We start from the raw sequence: 17,788 nt of genomic DNA on the forward strand, positions 1-17,788 counted from the left end.
GGGTGCGGACAGCCGCACCCCGCCCCTCCGCCGTCGCGCCGGCCTTACCAGCCGCCGGGCGCCAGCACCTTCCGGATCCGCTTCTCGCTGACCGGGCCGTCCGTGCCGAGCTGCTGCGCGAACAGCGAGACGCGCAGCTCCTCCAGCATCCAGCGCACCTCGGCGAGCTCGGCGGCGCGTGCGGCGTCGGAGGCGCCCGCCGCGTACGTGGCCTGCGCCTTCTCGTAGGCGGAGGTCACGTCGCCGATCCGCCAGGCGAGGTCCGAGTCGCGCGCCGGGTTCTCCGTGGCCTTCGTCAGCCGGTGCGAGTCCGCCCGCAGGTAGCGCGCCAGGTGCGGCAGCCGCCGCGGCGGCGTCGCCGACACGAATCCGTCGTGGATCAGGCTCGCGCGGTGCTCGCGGAGGTCCTGCAGCGTGTTGAGCAGCGCGAGGCTGCCCGACGCGCGGACCTCCGCCTCCAGCGTCCGGCTCGCCGACAGCGCGGCGACGACGTGCCCGACGACGCGGTGCACCTCGTCCTCCAGGTGCTTCCGCACGAACGCGAGCGCGTCCCCGTAAGCCGCCGCCGACCGCACGGTTGCGGCGTCGATCCCGCCGGGCGGCGTGTCGTACCGCGCCTCGTCCGCCGCCGACGTCAGCGAGACGACGGCCGCCAGCTGCAGGTCCGCCACGAGCGCCTCGGTGCTCGGGTACGGCGACGCCGCGAGCGTCAGCGACTGCGTCCCGGTCCACCGCGACGTGATCCGCCCGGTCCCGAGCGCAGCCTCCGACACCAGCAGCCGCCGCACGCCGGCCGCGTGCGCAGCGGCCTGAGCGTTCTCGTCCGCCAGGATCCGCAAGGCCACGCCAACACTGCGCGCCTGCCCCTTCACCTTGGGCGCGACCTCCTCGACGAGCGCCGGGAACCCCCGCACCACGACCCCGGCCCCCACATCGGTAGCCACGGACCCAGGCAACACCCCACCGTCGGGCAGCCCGGAGGGCCAGCCGGAAAGCCCACCCTGCTCCCCGACAACGACCCCACCACCAGCAGAACTGCCGACACCGACCCCGTCAACACCCCCGCCACCCACCCCAACACCGGAGCGGCCGCCGACCACAGAAGGCGACGCCCCTACGGAGGGCGCGGAAGGCGAAGACCCCCGCGCGGACGTATCTCTTCCCGAAGTGGAGGGCCCCCTGGGGCCCGTGAACGCGTCCGCGCGGGGGTCTTCGCCTTCCGCGCCCGCCCCGACCGAAGCAGCCCCAGCACCGCCAGCAACAGCAGCAGCCCGAGCCTCAGCCAGAGCAGCCCCCACAGCACCCTTCACAGCAGAACGCACAGCAGCCTCAGCCCGAGACGCCAACTTCCGCTGCAGCAGCACCAGGTCCTTCGACTCGTCCAGCACCACGGCGGACGCCGACCGCCCCCGCCCGCGCTCCTCGACGACCCGGAACGTGACCCGGAGGTGCCGCGGCAGCCGCGAGACCCGCTCGTCGTCCCACACCTCTGCCGGCACGATGACGTCGCGCAGCGCGCGCACCGCCCGGGTGAACGCCGCGGTGTACGGCTCGGCCATGTCGCCGGCCCGCGCGATGTCCTCCCAGGCCGGGGCCTCGGCGCGCAGCCAGGCGACGACGTCGCGCGCCACGTCGGGCGCCGGCACCAGCTCGCGTCGCACGGTCTTGGGCAGCGACTTGATGGTGGCGACCGTCAGCTCCTCGAGGAGCCCCGGCACCATCCAGTCGAAGCCGTCCGGCACCACGCGGGCGAGCACGGCGACGGGGATGTGCACGGTGACGCCGTCGGCGTCGGACCCGGGCTGGAACTGGTAGGTGAGCGGCAGGGAGAGCTCGCCCTGCGGCCACGTCTCGGGGAACTGCGCGGTGTCCACGGAGGCGTCGCCGACGAGCTGCTCCATGGTGAAGGTGAGCAGGTCGGGCGTCTCCTTGCGCGCCTGCGACCACCAGCGGTCGAAGTGCGCGGCGGACACGACGGAGTCGGGGACGCGCTCGTCGTAGAAGGCGAAGAGGTCGTCCTCGTCCGCGACCAGGCCGCGCTGCCGGGAGCGGGCCTCGAGCTCGCCCGCCTCCTCCAGGAGCGCACGGTTGTCGTGGAAGAACCGGTGGTGCGTGGTCCACTCGCCCTGCACGAGCGCGTGCCGCACGAACATCTCGCGCGCCGCCTCGGGGTCGACCTTCGCCCAGAGCACGCGGCGGTCGGACACGATGGGCACCCCGTACAGCAGCACCTTCTCCGTGCACATCGCGGCGCCCTGCTTGCTGGACCAGTGCGGGTCGGAGTAGGTGCGCTTCGCCAGCGGCCCGGCGAGCTCCTCGGCCCACTCCGGCTGGACCCGTGCGACGTCGCGCGCCCACAGGCGGCTGGTCTCCACGAGCTCGCCCGCCATGATCCACACGGGCGGCTTCTTGGACAGCGGCGACCCGGGGAAGATCGCGAACCGCGCCCCACGTGCGCCGATGTACTCGTTACGGGCCTGCTTCTTCGCGCGCTTCAGCGCGATCTCGCGCTGGGCCCCGCGCAGGTGCGCGACGGCGGAGGCCTTGACCTCCCCGGTGTCCTGCATGCCGAGCTGCGACAGGAGCCCGGCCAGCAGCGACCGGTGGATGGTGTCGTCGTCCCAGGTCTGGCGGTACGACGTCGGCTCGGGCTCGGCGCCGTCCTGCGCCGGGACCGGCCGCTCGGCGTCGGCGGGACGCCGGTGCCGGGGCTGGAACGACATCTCGATGCCCAGGGGCTTGGCCATCTCGCGGAGCTGGGCCACGACGTCCTGCCACTCGCGGATGCGCAGGAAGTTGAGGTACTCGGCCTTGCACTGCCGCCGGAACGCGGAGCTGGACAGCAGGTGCTGCTGCTCCCGCACGTACTCCCAGAGGTTGAGGTAGGTGAGGAAGTCGGAGCGGGGGTCGGCGAACCGGGCGTGCAGCTGGTCGGCCTGCGCGCGCTGCTCGGCGGGGCGCTCGCGGGGGTCCTGGATCGACAGCGCGGCCGCCACGATGGCGACCTCGCGGGCGACGCCGTGCTTCGAGCCCTCGATGACCATGCGCGCCAGGCGCGGGTCCATCGGGAGCTGCGCGAGCGTGCGGCCCACCTCGGTGAGCCGCGTGACGCCGTCGACCTCCTCCAGCGCGCCCAGCTCGGTGAGGAGCTGCACGCCGTCGCGGATCGCGCGCGTGTCCGGCGGCTCGACGAAGGGGAACCGGGCGACGTCGTTGGGCGTGCTGACCACGCCGACTGAGATCATCTGCAGCAGCACCGACGCCAGGGAGGTGCGCAGGATCTCGGGCTCGGTGAACTCGGGCCGCCCGTCGAAGTCCTCCTGCGAGTAGAGGCGGATCGCGATGCCGTCGGCGACGCGGCCGGAGCGGCCGCTGCGCTGATTGGCCGAGGCCTGCGACACCGGTTCGATCGGCAGCCGCTGCACCTTGGTCTGCTTGGAGTAGCGGCTGATGCGCGCGGTGCCGGGGTCCACGACGTAGTGGATGCCCGGGACGGTCAGCGACGTCTCGGCGACGTTGGTGGCCAGCACGATGCGCCGCGAGGCGTGCTGCTGGAAGACGCGGTGCTGCTCCGCGCTCGACAGTCGCGCGTACAGCGGCAGGATCTCGACGTGCTGCGGGTGCTTCGGGTCGCGGGCGCGTTCCTTGAGGTGGCCGGCGAGGCCGTCGGCGGCGTCGTGGATCTCGCGCTCGCCGGAGAGGAAGACGAGGATGTCGCCGCTGCCCTCCCGCATCAGCTCGTCGCAGGCCTCGATGATGCCGGTGACGAGGTCCTTCTCCTCCTCGCCGCGCGCCTTGCCCTTCTTCTTCGGGCTGCCCGGGTCGCGGCCCGACGACGTCCGCTCGCCCTCCGTACCCGGCTCGCCCTCGTCCGGCGAGAGCGGCCGGTACCGGATCTCGACCGGGAACGTGCGGCCGGACACCTCGACGATCGGGGCGAGGTCCGGCAGCACGTCGGTGACGTACTCGGGCGCGCCGCCCCGCCCGGCCAGGGCCGCGGGGGAGAAGTGGCCGGCGAACCGCTCGGAGTCGATGGTGGCCGACGTGATGATCAGCTTGAGGTCGGGCCGCTGGGGCAGCAGCCGCGACAGGTAGCCCAGCAGGAAGTCGATGTTGAGGGACCGCTCGTGCGCCTCGTCGATGATGATCGTGTCGTAGGCGAGCAGCTGCGGGTCGCGCTGGATCTGGGCGAGCAGGATGCCGTCGGTCATGACCTTGACCAGCGTCTCGTCGCTGGACTGGTCGGTGAACCGGACCTGATAGCCGACCACGCCGCCGAGCTGTGTGCCGAGCTCCTCGGCGATGCGCTCCGCGACGGTGCGCGCGGCCAGGCGGCGGGGCTGGGTGTGGCCGATCTGGCCCGTCCGGCCGCGCCCCAGCTCGAGCGCGATCTTGGGGATCTGCGTCGTCTTGCCCGAGCCGGTCTCGCCGGCGACGATCACGACCTGGTTGTCCCGGATCGCCGCGGCGATGTCCTCGCGCCGCGCCGAGACGGGTAGCTGCGCCGGGTAGGTGATGGGCGGCATCTCGACGGCGGCGCGCTTGGCGGCCGCGGCCTCGAGCTGCGCGGTGGTCACGCGTTGCGGCCCGGAGCGGCGCGGGCGGCGGCCCTGGTTGTCCGATCGCCTGCCCGAGCCGCGCCGGCGGTTCCGCCCTCCGCCCGGGCGACCGCGATCGCCGTCGGACACGGGGGTGGAGGAAGGCTCGGTACTCACAACCCCCCATTCTCCCAGGAACGGCAAGATGATTTGCCGCGCGCTCCGCTCTAGCCGGCTTCCGCCGCGTTCAGCAGGTCCAGCGCCCCGTGCTGGCAGCCGTGCCCCGTCGCGGGCCGTACGAGGGGCCCGGCCCAGTGCGGGCCGTACATGCCGAGCGAGTCACGGTCGTTGCCGTACGCCGCGTCGGCCTGCCGGTCCAGGTAGGCCCCGTACGGGCGGTCGGCCAGGTAGGCGTTGAGCTTGCCCAGGCCACGCGCGTAGGCGCCCTTGAACGAGGCGCCGTCGCTGTTGCAGTCGTCGCCCTCGTTCACCTCGCGGAGGATCCCCCCGGGGTTGAGGTACGAGGACGTGGTCGAGGCGTCGGCCAGGTCCCGGGCGGTCTCCAGCAGCGCCGCGTCACCCGTGGCCCGGTGCAGCTCGGCCAGGGCGCCGAGGACCACGCCCTGGTTGTACGTCCAGGTGGGCTGGCCGTTGTTGGCGCACGAGTCGTTCAGCCCGTCGTTGACCAGGTGGCCCGAGTTGATCATGCCGCTGTCCCGGAACCACTCCCACCCCTCCACCGCCCGCTGGCGGTAGGTGGTGTCGCCGGGGATGCGGTTGTGCAGCGCCGCGTTGAGCTGGACGTACAGCTCGTTGGTGATGGCGTTCTTGTACGCGATGCCGGTGTTCCACTGCACGCCGCCGCCGCACTTGTCGGTCCAGTAGGCGCGCATGTGGTCGGCGTCGGCGCGGGCGGTGCTCAGGTACCGGCTGTCGCCGGTCAGGTCGTACGCGGCGACCCAGGCGAGTCCCCACCAGCCGGTGTCGTCCAGGTATTCGTTGCGGAACTGGCCGTCGCGCGAGCTCACGTTCTTGTCGTAGGTCTGCGCGATCGCGTACCGGTAGCTGTTCATCCCGCTGATCCGGGCGTTGTCGACGACGGCGGTCAGCGCGTTGGCGCCCGTCCACCAGCCGTTGGTCTCGAACAGGCCCGTGTCCCGGTCCCAGAGCATCATCAGCGCGGTGGCGGCCTGCGTCGACCGGCTCCACGCGTTGCGGTCGTTGCGGGCCCAGGCCGTGCAGGCGATCTCGGCGCGGTCGCCCGCCTTGCCGCAGGCGCGCAGCGCGCCGACGCCGGTGTTGTTCCAGTCGTCGACGTTGTACATCTGCGTGCGCCAGCCCGTGGAGCCGCTCGGGACGGTCGTGGCACCGAGCCGGCTGCCGGACGCCCAGGTCTTTCCGCCGTCGAACGAGCGGTCCAGCCAGACCTCGTCGCCCGGCTGGCCGCCCTCGATCGAACCCCAGCCCATGACGTCGGGGTCCGAGACGTGCAGCCGGAGGGTCCGGCCGTGGATCGCGGCGGTCACGGGTACGCGGTCACCGGTCGCGGACGCGGGGTCCCTGGCGTCGCAGTAGATGTCGCAGATCTCGGCGAGCTGAGCGGCCGGGGAGGTCGCGGCCTGGGCGACGGGTACGGCCGCGGACGCCGCCGCGGCGTCGGCCTGGGCCGGGGGAGCGGCGGCGAACGGCACCGCCAGCAGGCCTACGGCGGCGAGTGCCGCGGCGAGCCCGCGGGCCCGCCGCCCGGGACGTGCGCCGGGGTGTCTCCTGATGCGTCGGTGCGGGCGGTGCGAGGGCGTCTCTGACAGCGTTGTCATCGGTTCTCCCTGTGCTCGTACTTCGTCCGTCGATGGAGAGTGGAGCAGTGCGAACGCGGCCCGCGGGCCGCGGCCCGACCAGACTCACGGCAATTGTGTGATCAGTCAACAGCCCCCGGACGTCCGACGGCGTCGGCCCGGCGTCCGGCGGCATCCGGCCGTCACGATGGGGATCGCTCCCCATGTTGCCCCGGTCGCCCGCCGCCTAGGCTGCCGAAAATCCCTGTGACGTGCGGGGACGCCGGAGAGGGAGCTGGATGGCTGAGCAGCGCAGGGTCAACGTCGGCACGGCGGAGGGCAGCCGATGAGCCCGGAGACCATCGCCCGCTCAGTCCAGCGGCTGAACGCCGCGGGCGTCGGCTGGCCCACGACGCGGCGCGTCGCCATCACGGTGCGGCTGGCCGGGCTCGCCGACGTCATCGCGCTCGGCGAGGCGGTGGTGCAGGGGCCGGCGGCGACCCGTGCCGCCGTCGGGGACGTGCTGCGCACGGTGGGCCAGGAGACCGACCCGGCCGCCGCGCTCCGCGAGATCGCCAAGGTCCAGCGTGTCCTGTCGGTGATGGGGCCGCCCGCGCCGGCCGAGGTCGGGGAGCGGACGCCGAGGCCCCAGCCCGAGCCCGCGCCGGCGCGGCTCGAGTCCGCGCCCCCGCGGCCCGAGGCGGGAGCCGGTACCGAGGAACGGGCCGAGACCCCTGCCCGAGACGAGGCCCCGGGCCCACGTCCCCTGCCGGTCCGCCCGGTGCGCACGACCGACCAGGCGCCGTCCTCCGCCGAAGGGCCGGCGTGAGCCTGAGCGACCTCGTCGACCTGTGCGAGAGCCGGATCGACGAGCTGAGCCGGCGGCGCCAGGGCTTCGAGCACCTCGACGTCCCGGAGTACGTCGAGATCCTGGTCGGCGACCTGCGCGCCGCGGCGTCCGACTGGGAGGTGGCCGCGGGCCACCTGCCCGGCGGGAGCCCCGCGGAGGTCCGCGGCCGCGCGCGGGCCGTCCGGGACGCCGCGACGGGCCTGCGGACGATGGGCACCGCCCTGCGCGGCCGCCCGGCCGTGGTCGCCGGGACGCACGCCCTCGACGCCGTGGCCGACACCTTCGACGGGTACGCGGCGGCCCTGGAGTCGGGTCGGACCCTCCACACCACCGGCGTCGCGCGGCTACGGGTCGCCCGGCACCTGGCCGCCGGTCTCTCCTCGGTCAGCGGGAGCGCCCGACCCGACGAGGTCGACGCGCTGTCCCGGTCGGCCCTCGCCGTCGTCGACGCCGCGTGCGCCGGGTACGCCGCCTGCCGGGACGCCTACCAGGCCGTGCTGGACGCCGAGGAGGTGCTGCGCCGCGCCCTCGCCCACCTGCCGGGTGCCCAGGTCACGCGGTGACGCGGGCGCCGGGCAGCAGGGGACGGCGCGGTCAGCAGGGACGCGGTCAGTACGAGCAGGAGCTCAGCAGCGGCTGGAGCGCGGCCTTCTCGGCAGCGTCCACGCTCAGGCCCCACCGCGACTTCGTGTGGATCCACATCTTCGAGTAGGCGCAGCGCTTGCTCGCGAGCGGCGGCACCCACTCGGCGGGGTCCTTGTCGCTCTTCGAGCTGTTCACGTCGGCCGTGACCGCGATGAGCTGCGGCCCGGTGAGGTCGTTCGCGAAGTCCTGCCGCCGGGCCGTCGTCCACGTGCTCGCGCCCGAGTACCAGGCCTCGGCCAGCGCCACGACGTGGTCGATCGAGATGTCGGCCGGCGCGGTGCGGGTCTGGCCGTCGTACTCGCTGTACCAGCTGCCCGACGTCGGGTAGCAGTCGCTGCCCACCACCACGCCGTCGCCGTCCCGCTTCAGGACCGTCTCGCGGGTGGTGCACCCGTTCACCGTGATCCAGTGCGGGAAGAGATCCCGGTCGTACGGGGCGGACGCGCTCTCGGCGCGCACCGGCAGCGCGTCGAGCTCCGACTGCGCCACCGCCTTGGACGGGAGGCCGGGCGGGTAGGCGCTCGCGGCCTGGGGTTGCACGGTCACGAGGAGCGCGACGAGCGCCAGGGTCGTGACCGACGCGATCAGATGCCGGACGCGAGACCCGCGGCGGGGGTCCGGGTGGACGACGAGCTGCGACATGGGACAGACCTTCCTCGAGACCGACCTGGGCCCGTTCATGGTCGAGCCGCCCGATGACACCCAAATGACCACCATGTGTAGGTTAGCTGAATTTCACCCGGTCTGGTGGGTTACGGGGTCTGGCGGGGCCGGCAAACGGCACGAGGTCCGCCCCCGCCGGCCGGCCCGGCACGGCGTCTGGGGAGAGACCGTGCGGGGAAGGGCTCGGTGGGAGCGGACCTCGGAGGGGCTGCGAGCAGCTCAGACCGCGCCGGCGGTGAGCAGGCCGAAGTAGTAGCCGATGCCGACGAGGATCAGGGCGCCGACGGTCTCGACGATGGCGAGCGCGAGGCCCCAGCGGGCGAGCCACAGGTCGAAGCCCTCCTTGCCGGCACGGACGACCGCGATGGCGTTCAGGATCACGCCGATGATCGGCAGGGCCGCGAGGAAGAAGGTGACGAGGCTGAAGACCGTGGTCTGCGGGTCCTCCTCCTCCTCGACGACGGCGGTCGCGGTCGCGACGACGGCGGTCGCGGCGGCCGGGGCGGCGACCTCGGTCGTGGTGGCGACCGGAGCCTCGACGGCGGGGGCTACGGGGGCGGTCTCGGCGACGACGGCCTCGGCGACGGGCGCCTCGGTGGCCGGCGCGGTGGCCGGCTCGGCGGCGGGGGCCGCGGACTCTGCCTTCGCCTCGGACGTCGCCGCCGGCTCGGCAGGCTCGGTCTCCACGACCTCCGGGGCAGCCGCGGCCGCGCTCTCTTCGGTCGTGGCCTCGGGGGTCGTGGTGTCGGGCGTGGTCATGGTGGAAGTGCTCCCCTGGTTGCAGGTAGTCGGAAATGTCAGGCCATATTGTGGAGTATCCCAATGGTCTTGGATAGACCGATATCAGGCCTCAGAAGCGGCAGAGGCCGCCGCCCCCGCGGGAGCGACAGCCTCTGTGCTGTGGACGGTGCCGCCGGGCGCGCACGCGGGCGCCCGGGGCGCGCGACCTCAGGTCACCTACGCGCCGGCCGGCAGGGAGAGCGCCGCGACGACGCCCAGTCCCACGAAGACCAGGTACAGCACGGTGAAGATGATCGAGAGGGCCAGACCCCACTTCGCGAGCTTGCTGTCGATACCCGTCTTGCCGGCCTTCGACACGGCGATCGCCGAGAGGATGATCCCGATCGGGGGCGCGACGAACGCGAGGATGAAGCCGACGATCGCGAGGACGTTGGCCTGCGGGTCCTGGACGGTGCCCTCGACTGCGGGTGCGTTGGGAGTCTCGGTCATGGGGGACTTCCTTTCACGGCCACACTTCCGGCCGCTCGGTTGCGGGCGCCAGCGCGCCCGTACGGACCCGGGTCAGTGTGAAGCATCCGGAGATGTACCAGGAAGACTTCATTGCGTTGTACGCCCGAATCGTTACTCTTGTCGATCGTGGGTCGTCATCGGCGTCCGCGTAGAGCGTCTCCCCTCCGAGAGGGTGGTTCACCTGCGCGCCGATAATTACTCCGCCTGAGTTCACCAGATCGTGATACTGCTGTGTAAGGATCCGAACGGCATGCACCGCGCACGACGAGGCAGTGCACCGACCGAGGGGGAGACGCGTGAACCCAGCGAAGACGCTCGTTCCGCACATACCCCGTGCGGCACTGCGCAAGTATCTCCGCACCGCGTGGACCGGCGCGGTCGCGACCGTCCTCGCAGCGGGCGTGCTGGTCACGGCAGCGGCGAGCGTCCCTGGTGCGCAGGACGCCCGCGACGGCAGCGATCTGCCGATCCGGCTCTACGGGCTGCTCCAGAGCGTGACCGTCGGCGAGACCGAGACCGCCCCCGAGGGCGTGACCCTCAGCCAGATCGTCGCGGTTCTCGAGCGCGCCGAGCAGGAGGCGCGTGACCAGGGCCCGGACTTCAGCCCGACGGTCGCCCAGGCCGCGGCCGAGCTCGGCATGCTCTACACGACCTACCAGATGCAGCAGCTCGCCTTCGGCGAGAACAACGAGGGCCTCCGCGTCGAGGACGCCCCGGTCGCCCGCGGGTCGCAGGACGCCGACGTCCCGCCGTCGGGTTCCGACGAGGACGGCGCGGACGACGGCACCGGCGGCGCGGACCAGGACGGCACCGGCAAGAACGGCACCGCCGACCAGGACGCCGACAGGAGCGGCGACTCCGGCCAGGACGACACCCGGACGCCGACCGACGAGGACACCCCGCCCGCCGTCCAGGTGTCGAACGACCGCACCTCCGTCGTCGAGCCCGACACCGCCGACCCGCAGGCTGGTTATGTCACCTACGACCAGGTGGTCATCGCCGCGGTCCGGCTGGCGAACATGCTGGACCCGTCGGTGCCCAACGCGCTGGTGGAGGTCGAGGGGGTCGGCGAGCGCGCCGGCGGGGTGTCGCTCCGGGAGAGCCTGCTCGACGTCGTGACCATGTTCGGCGGATCCACCCTGGGCTACGCCAACGGGCGCATCCCCGCCGACGTGCTGTGCCCGCTGGAGTTCGCGCCCGGCCACATGCTGCGCTGCGACGCCGCCGAGCGGTTCACGGCGCTGAACGCAGAGTTCGAGCGGGAGTTCGGCTACCCGATCCCGATCACGGACTCCTACCGGTCCTACGAGCTCCAGGTCGCGGTGGCGCACACCAAGCCGCACCTCGCGGCGATCCCGGGCACGTCGAACCACGGCTGGGGCCTCGCGGTGGACCTGGGCAACCCGATCGCCGGCGGCGGTTCCCCCGAGTACGTCTGGCTCCGCCTGCACGGCCCCGACTACGGCTGGGACAACCCGTCCTGGGCGCAGCTCGGCGGCGCCAAGCCGGAGCCGTGGCACTTCGAGTTCTTCGCGGCGGGCTCCATCCCGAACCGCGCCATCGACGCGTCCGACGTCGGCACCTGGACCCCCTCCGACTCCGCGAGCCCGCGCTACAAGCCGTCGCTCGACCCGAAGCCGGGCGACGGCAAGGACAAGCCGTCCACCAAGCCGTCCGACGACCCGAGCGACAACCCGCCGTCGCAGAAGCCGCCCAAGGCGACCCCGAAGCCGTCCCCGGACGAGCCGACGCCCCGGCCGACGAGCCCGACGACGAAGCCCACGCCGAAGCCGTCGCCGAGCCCGACGCCTTCGGACCCGGACCCCGAGCCGAGCCCGACGCCCTCTGACCCAGAGCCGACCCCATCGCCGTCCACCCCGACGGAAGAGGAACCCGACCCGTCCGAGGAGTGCCCGGAGACCGAACCCGCCACGGGTGAGTCGGCCGCGCCGAGCTCCGAGGCGACGACGACGGAGGAGGGCACCGCCGCCGGCGAGGGCACCGAGGAGGACCCCTGCGCCGTGCCGGACGAGAACCCGGACGGTACGGGCTCGACCACGACGTCATCGAGCCTGCTCGGGACCCTGTCGAAGTCGACCGTGGTCCGGTCGAGCCGCCGCCCCCGTCGTCCGGAGCTGAGCTGACGGATGGCGGCGGAGCCGACGGAGCGGGGGCCGACACCGGGCGCGGAGACGGCCGGCGATCCGCGGCGGTTCCTGCGCTCTGGGCGGCTGGAGACCATGCCGCGGCGCTGGCGGGACAAGGTCGCGGTGACGCGGTACCTGGCGGTCCAGGCGCTGCCCACGCTCCTGGAGCCGGTGACCGAGCGTGAGCTGACGGACCGGCTGCGGGAGCTCTCCTACGACCCCGCGGGCGTCCGTCGTGCGATGGTTGACCACGGCCTGGTCCAGCGCACGCGGGACGGGGCCGAGTACTGGCGCACGGAGCGCACCGAGTACGACGCCTGAGCAGGCGCCTCGCAATAGAACCTTGACCATAGTGCGAGACAACGAAGACTCGCGTTTTCAGGATAGGAAATTTCATGAGTGAAGAACGTGCTGTCACCGCGCTCGAGGCGGCGGGCATCCCGTTCGAGATCACCCGGCACGGCCAGGTGGCGAGCCTCGCCGAGGCCGCGGCCGCGCGCGGGGTGGATCCCGCGAAGCTGATCAAGACGATCGTCGTGCGCCGTGCCGACGACGACTTCCTGTTCGTGCTCGTCCCGGGCGACCGGCAGATCTCCTGGCCCAAGCTGCGCGCGCTGCTCGGCGTCTCGCGGCTCTCGATGCCGAGCAAGGACGTGGCTTTCGAGGTCACGGGCTATGAGCGGGGAACCATCACCCCGTTCGGGTCGTTCCACAGGTGGCCCGTCGTCGCGGACTCACGGCTCGCAGAGCCGGGACCCGTGTCGATCGGCGGAGGTGCCCACGGTGTGGGTGCCACGGTCGATGCCGTCGACCTCACGTCGGCGCTCGACGCCACGGTCGCGGACGTGACCGACCCCGCCTGAGCCGCGTCTCGGGCGGTGCCGAACGGGCCCGCACCACGGGAGGCACGGTAATTCTCCTCCGTGCAACGTGACCGTAACGCTTGGGGGGTGGACGTAAGCCGGGTGTCGGGTGAACACTCGCCCTAGGTAATTCTTGCCCTGCTGGGGCAAGGACCGGTCAGACAGCACCAAGAAGTGTCCAAGTTGACGTCCGCGTCAGTAGTACCGAAGCAAGTGTCAACAAGTCGAGGCCCGACCAATGCAGGACGGAGCGAATGACCCCATGGACCCTCTCCCGTCAGACTCAGCGCAGGACGTGGTTCCCGGACGGCTGGGATCCGGTATCGCCTGCCGGAACACCTACGAGGGCACGGTGCTGACCCTCTGGGGTGACATCGACGCGCTGCTGCGCGAGAACGCGAGCGAGGCCATGGCCATGCTCGCCGCACGACCCGATCCCGACCCCGTCATCGTCGACGCACGGGACGTCACGTTCATCGACTCCTCCGGGGTCGCCTTCATCCTCCAGGTGTTCGTGCTCGGCGAGGAGACGGGTTCGCCCGTCCAGCTCCGCGAGCCGTCGTCGGTCGTGATGGAGGTCCTGGACATGGTCGGTATCAGCCAGCGGATCCCGGTGGTCCGCAACGCCGGCGCGAGCGCCTGAGTCCTGAACCGAACGCCATGTGAACGACCGCGTCCGATCGGACGCGGGGGTGGCACCCTGGTCCGGTGAAGAACTGGGCAGCGAACCTCACGTACTCCTCCGCGCGCACCGAGCGCCCCCGGACCCTCGCGGAGCTTGCCGGCATCGTCGCCGGCGAGCCCCGCGTCCGGGCCCTCGGCTCGCGCCACTCGTTCTCGGACGTCGCCGACACCACGGGCGTGCACGTCCAGCTCGACCGGCTCGACGACGGCCGGCCGGCCCTCGAGGTCGACCCCGCCACGGGCGTGGCGTCCGTCCGCGCCGGCCTGCGCTACGGCGACGTCGTCGCCGACCTGCACGCGAGCGGCCGTGCCCTCCCCGCCATGGCCTCCCTCCCGCACATCTCGATCGCCGGTGCGGTCGCCACGGGCACCCACGGCTCCGGTGACGGGACGCGCTCGCTCGCCGGCGACGTCGTCGGGCTGGAGCTCGTGACCGCCTCCGGGGAGGCGCTGACCCTGCGCCGCGGCGACGCCGACTTCCCCGGGTCCGTGGTGGCGCTCGGCGCCCTCGGTGTCGTCACGCGGGTGGAGCTCGCGACCGTGCTGGCCTTCGACGTGCGCCAGGACGTCTTCACCGGCCTGCCCTGGGACGCGCTGACCGAGAACCTCGACGCCGTCATGGGCAGCGCGTACTCCGTCAGCGTCTTCACGAGTTGGTTCGAGCCCGACGTCCGCCTGGTCTGGTGCAAGTCCCGGGTGGACGAGGCCGGCGCGTCCGGGCCCGTCCCCGCGGCGGACCTGCTGACCGGCCTGGGCGCCGCGCCCGCCACCCAGGCGATGCACCCCCTGCCGGACGTCGCCGCCGTGGCCTGCACCGAGCAGGGCGGGGTGCCCGGGCCGTGGTTCGAGCGGCTGCCGCACTTCCGCCTGGACTTCACGCCGTCCCTGGGCGAGGAGCTCCAGTCGGAGTACCTGCTGCCGCGCGCCGCGGGGCCCGACGCCGTCCGCGCCGTGCGGGCGCTCGGGGACCGGCTGGGCCCGCTGCTGCTCACGTCCGAGATCCGCACAGTCGCGGGCGACGACCTGTGGCTGAGCACCGCGCCGGGGGACAGTCTCGCGCTCCACTTCACGTGGAAGCAGGACTGGCCCGCCGTGCGCGCGGCGCTGCCCGAGCTGGAGGCGGCCCTGCTGCCGCTCGGCGCGCGCCCGCACTGGGGCAAGCTGTTCACCGTCCCGGTCTCCGACCTCCCGGGCCTGTACCCGCGGTTCGAGGATTTCGCGGCGCTGGCCGCACGCCTCGACCCTGCCGGAAAGTTCCGCGGCGGCTACGTGGCGGAGCTGCTCGGCCGGTGAGCCGCGCCGGGTGAAATGTTGCCCGGGGCGTCTGCTTTCGCGCTCTCGCCGTTTGTCTCGCAGGATCGGGGTATGAGCGACGCGCAGAGCACGGCCGCGGCGCCCGAGAAGCGCGAGGAGTTCAGCGGGCAGCTGGGTTTCATCCTGTCCGCCGTCGGGTCCGCCGTCGGGCTGGGGAACATCTGGCGGTTCCCGGGGGTGGCCTACGAGAACGGCGGGGGCGCGTTCATCGTGCCCTACCTCGTCGCGCTGCTCACGGCGGGCATCCCGATCCTCTTCCTGGACTACGCGATCGGGCACCGGTTCCGCGGCGGGGCGCCGTTGGCCTTCCGGCGGGTGAAGCACTGGCTGGAAGGACTCGGCTGGTTCCAGGTGGCCATCTGCTTCGTCATCGCCGTCTACTACGCGGTGATCATCGCGTGGGCGCTCAGCTTCTTCGTGTACTCCTTCGACCTGCGCTGGGGTGACGACACGGTCGCCTTCTTCACCGGCGACTACCTGCGCCTGGCCGACGTCGGGGGCGCGGACCCGTGGTTCACGCTCGACTTCGTGCCCGCGGTGCTGATCCCGCTTGCACTCGTCTGGGTGGCGACCGTCGTGGTCCTGGCCGCGGGCGTGGCCAAGGGGCTGGAGAAGATCAACCTCGTCTTCATGCCCCTGCTGATCCTGGCGTTCGGGACGCTCGTGGTGCGCGCGCTGTTCCTGCCCGGCGCGGCCGACGGGCTGAACGCGCTGTTCACGCCGGACTGGGCGGTGATGGCCGACCCGAACGTGTGGATCGCGGCCTACAGCCAGACCTTCTTCACGCTGTCGGTCGGGTTCGGCATCATGATCACCTACGCGTCCTACCGCCGGCGCCGCGCCAACCTGACGTCCCCCGGGCTGGTCGTGGCGTTCTCCAACTCGGCGTTCGAGATCTTCGCCGGTATCGGCGTGTTCGCCGGGCTGGGCTTCCTCGCGCACCAGGAGGGGGTGGGGCTGGCCGAGCTCGAGGGGATCAGCGGGCCGACCCTCGCGTTCATGACGTTCCCCGCCCTGGTCTCCCAGATGCCGGCGGGCCCGCTCTTCGGGGCGCTGTTCTTCGGTTCGCTGGTCATGGCGGGCTTCATGTCGCTGCTCTCCATCGTCCAGGTCGTCCTTGCGTCGTTCCAGGAGAAGTTCGGCTGGACCCGCCGGCAGGCCGCGGTGCGCATCGGCCTGGTGTCGGGCGTGCTGTCGGTGCTGGCCTTCTCGACCACCACCGGCCTGATCGCGCTCGACACGGTCGACCAGTGGGCGAACAACATCGGCATCGTGGTCTCCGCCATCGCGATGTGCGTGCTGCTGGGCTGGGTGCTGCGCCGTACGGAGGAGATGCGGTTCCACCTGAACGCGGTCTCCACCATCCCGGTGGGCCGCTGGTGGTCCTTCTGCGTGGTGGTGCTCGGTCCCGTCGTGCTCGCGGCGATGCTGGTCTCCCGGATCATCAGCCTGGTCCAGGACGGCTACGAGGGATATGCCGGGTGGTACCTGCTGGCCGTCGGCTGGGGCACGGTCGTCCTGCTGTTCGTGGCGGCCTTCGTGCTCACCCGGATGCGGTGGCGGGTCGAGCCGGACGTGTACGACGTCTGGCCGAGCTACGGAGGTCGGTCATGAGCGGTGCAGCGATCACCCTGATGGTCATCTCGATCGTCGTGCTCTGGGGCGGGCTCGCGGCCAGCATCGTCGCGATCGTGCGGCGGCCCGACCGGACGGACTGGCCGGAGGGCTGGGCGGACGACCGCGGCCCCGAGGGGCGGCCGGACAAGCCGGTCGAGCACGACACCTGACCGGCCCTGTTCCGTGGGGGTGGACGACGGTCAAGATCACCAACGGCGTCGGACGAGCGTCTTTGCAGGTCAGGTGCTGTGAGCTGGGCGAAATGTAGCAGAAACATGCCCTTCATCACAGTGTGACAATGGTCTCTAAGTTGCGGGTTTACGCCAGGGACCAGTCACGGTTGGGTGAGACTCGAGTCGAGGCGCCACGTGCGCCGTCGGGTTCTCTGCTCCCCTGATGACAGAGATCTGTCGGGTCGCCGGGGGCCTCGCGAGACGATCAAAAAACCCGACCAGGAGACCCCTGATGCGCAGGCTTCCCGCCCTGACCGCCGCGGCCGCACTTGCCGCCGCCACCCTCGTGCTGACTGCATGCACCGACGCGTCGCAGCAGCCCGCCGGCTCCGACGGAGCCTCCGACGAGGCCAGCGCCGAGGCGTCGTTCGACCCGTCGTCCGTCGAGGTCGACGAGGAGATCGCCGCGCTCCTCCCGAAGGAGATCGCGGACAAGGGCACCCTGACCGTGGGTTCCGACACCGCGTACGCGCCCGCGGAGTTCATCGACGTCGACGGCAAGACGCCGGTCGGCTTCGACATCGACACCATCACCGCCGTCGGGGCCGTGCTCGGCCTGGACGTCGAGGTCCAGTCGGCCGCGTTCGACGGCATCATCCCCGCCATCGGCTCCAAGTACGACGCGGGCATCTCGGCGTTCACCATCACGGACGAGCGCACCGCCGAGGCGAACATGATCAGCTACGCCACGGCCGGCTCGCAGTACGGCGTCGCCGCGGGCAACCCCGACGAGTTCGACCCCGAGGCCCTGTGCGGCACCACCATCGGCGTGCAGACCTCGACCATCCAGGACGACGAGCTCACCGCGGCCACCGAGCAGTGCGAGAAGGACGGCGAGGACCCGATCGACGTCGTGCGCTACGAGTCGCAGGCCGACGTCACGACCAACCTCGTGGGCGGCAAGCTCCAGGCCATGTACGCCGACTCGCCGATCACCGCCTACGCCGTCGAGCAGACCTCCGGCGAGATCGAGACCATCGGCGACGTCCTGGACGCGGCGCCGTACGGCATCGTCGTCTCCCAGGACGACAAGGACCTGACCGAGGCCGTGCAGGCCGCGGTGCAGAAGCTCATCGACGACGGCACCCTCGGCGAGATCTTCGCGAGCTGGGGCAGCGCGGACGCCGTGGTGGACAAGGCGGAGCTCAACCCCGCCGAGTGACCCGTCCGCCGGTGCACGGCACCCGTGGTCCGCGCCAGGCGCGGAC

At 72.2% G+C, this 17,788-nt stretch carries 15 protein-coding genes; 10 read left to right on the forward strand and 5 right to left on the reverse strand.

The window, feature by feature from the left end; all coding sequences use genetic code 11:
- Positions 1-44 precede the first annotated feature (44 nt).
- The gene (hrpA, locus tag ACFWEJ_RS16485; RefSeq protein ID WP_377230292.1) at positions 45-4,577 is read right to left on the reverse strand and encodes an ATP-dependent RNA helicase HrpA; all 4,533 of its coding nucleotides are present in this window, start codon (positions 4,575-4,577) and stop codon (positions 45-47) included.
- A gap of 188 nt (positions 4,578-4,765) precedes the next feature.
- Positions 4,766-6,355 (reverse strand): glycoside hydrolase family 76 protein, encoded by a 1,590-nt coding sequence (locus tag ACFWEJ_RS16490; RefSeq protein ID WP_377230293.1) that lies wholly within the window; start codon positions 6,353-6,355, stop codon positions 4,766-4,768.
- A gap of 304 nt (positions 6,356-6,659) precedes the next feature.
- On the opposite strand from ACFWEJ_RS16490, the gene ACFWEJ_RS16495 reads away from it, so the two are divergent.
- A complete protein-coding gene (locus ACFWEJ_RS16495) occupies positions 6,660-7,142 on the forward strand; it encodes a hypothetical protein (RefSeq protein ID WP_377230294.1) in 483 nt (160 codons plus the stop codon).
- Positions 7,139-7,726 carry a hypothetical protein gene (locus tag ACFWEJ_RS16500; RefSeq protein ID WP_377230295.1) on the forward strand — a complete coding sequence of 196 codons (588 nt, stop codon included), beginning with the start codon at positions 7,139-7,141 and terminating at the stop codon, positions 7,724-7,726. Before ACFWEJ_RS16495 ends, ACFWEJ_RS16500 begins: the two co-directional genes overlap by 4 nt.
- A 46-nt stretch (positions 7,727-7,772) precedes the next feature.
- Here the strand turns inward: ACFWEJ_RS16500 and ACFWEJ_RS16505 are convergent, their stop codons facing one another.
- The 3 genes from ACFWEJ_RS16505 to ACFWEJ_RS16515 form a co-directional block, all read right to left on the reverse strand.
- The gene (locus ACFWEJ_RS16505; protein WP_377230296.1) at positions 7,773-8,450 is read right to left on the reverse strand and encodes an HNH endonuclease family protein; all 678 of its coding nucleotides are present in this window, start codon (positions 8,448-8,450) and stop codon (positions 7,773-7,775) included.
- A 240-nt stretch (positions 8,451-8,690) separates the two neighbouring features.
- The gene (locus ACFWEJ_RS16510) at positions 8,691-9,230 is read right to left on the reverse strand and encodes a hypothetical protein (RefSeq protein ID WP_377230297.1); all 540 of its coding nucleotides are present in this window, start codon (positions 9,228-9,230) and stop codon (positions 8,691-8,693) included.
- Positions 9,231-9,428: 198 nt separating this feature from the next.
- Positions 9,429-9,701 (reverse strand): hypothetical protein, encoded by a 273-nt coding sequence (locus ACFWEJ_RS16515; RefSeq protein ID WP_377230298.1) that lies wholly within the window; start codon positions 9,699-9,701, stop codon positions 9,429-9,431.
- A 317-nt stretch (positions 9,702-10,018) separates the two neighbouring features.
- Between ACFWEJ_RS16515 and ACFWEJ_RS16520 the strand changes: the two genes are divergently transcribed.
- The 8 genes from ACFWEJ_RS16520 to ACFWEJ_RS16555 all read left to right on the forward strand — a co-directional run bounded on the left by ACFWEJ_RS16520 (position 10,019) and on the right by ACFWEJ_RS16555 (position 17,742).
- On the forward strand, positions 10,019-11,866 hold the full coding sequence (locus tag ACFWEJ_RS16520) for a M15 family metallopeptidase (protein WP_377230299.1): 1,848 nt from the start codon (positions 10,019-10,021) through the stop codon (positions 11,864-11,866).
- Positions 11,867-11,869: 3 nt separating this feature from the next.
- The gene (locus ACFWEJ_RS16525; protein ID WP_377230300.1) at positions 11,870-12,190 is read left to right on the forward strand and encodes a DUF2087 domain-containing protein; all 321 of its coding nucleotides are present in this window, start codon (positions 11,870-11,872) and stop codon (positions 12,188-12,190) included.
- Positions 12,191-12,264: 74 nt separating this feature from the next.
- Positions 12,265-12,732 carry an aminoacyl-tRNA deacylase gene (locus tag ACFWEJ_RS16530; RefSeq protein WP_377230301.1) on the forward strand — a complete coding sequence of 156 codons (468 nt, stop codon included), beginning with the start codon at positions 12,265-12,267 and terminating at the stop codon, positions 12,730-12,732.
- Positions 12,733-13,084: 352 nt separating this feature from the next.
- Positions 13,085-13,375: an STAS domain-containing protein gene (locus ACFWEJ_RS16535; RefSeq protein WP_377230302.1), complete on the forward strand. Its 291-nt coding sequence runs from the start codon at positions 13,085-13,087 to the stop codon at positions 13,373-13,375.
- 65 nt (positions 13,376-13,440) lie between these two features.
- A complete protein-coding gene (locus ACFWEJ_RS16540) occupies positions 13,441-14,709 on the forward strand; it encodes an FAD-binding protein (protein WP_377230303.1) in 1,269 nt (422 codons plus the stop codon).
- A 72-nt stretch (positions 14,710-14,781) separates the two neighbouring features.
- Positions 14,782-16,344 carry a sodium-dependent transporter gene (locus ACFWEJ_RS16545; protein WP_377230304.1) on the forward strand — a complete coding sequence of 521 codons (1,563 nt, stop codon included), beginning with the start codon at positions 14,782-14,784 and terminating at the stop codon, positions 16,342-16,344.
- A complete protein-coding gene (locus tag ACFWEJ_RS16550) occupies positions 16,341-16,517 on the forward strand; it encodes a methionine/alanine import family NSS transporter small subunit (protein WP_377230305.1) in 177 nt (58 codons plus the stop codon). Before ACFWEJ_RS16545 ends, ACFWEJ_RS16550 begins: the two co-directional genes overlap by 4 nt.
- Positions 16,518-16,812: 295 nt before the next feature.
- Positions 16,813-17,742 (forward strand): ABC transporter substrate-binding protein, encoded by a 930-nt coding sequence (locus ACFWEJ_RS16555; RefSeq protein WP_377230306.1) that lies wholly within the window; start codon positions 16,813-16,815, stop codon positions 17,740-17,742.
- The last annotated feature ends 46 nt before the right edge of the window (positions 17,743-17,788 follow it).

Origin of the sequence: Promicromonospora sp. NPDC060204, from assembly GCF_042728455.1 — a bacterium.
GTDB lineage: Bacteria > Actinomycetota > Actinomycetes > Actinomycetales > Cellulomonadaceae > Promicromonospora.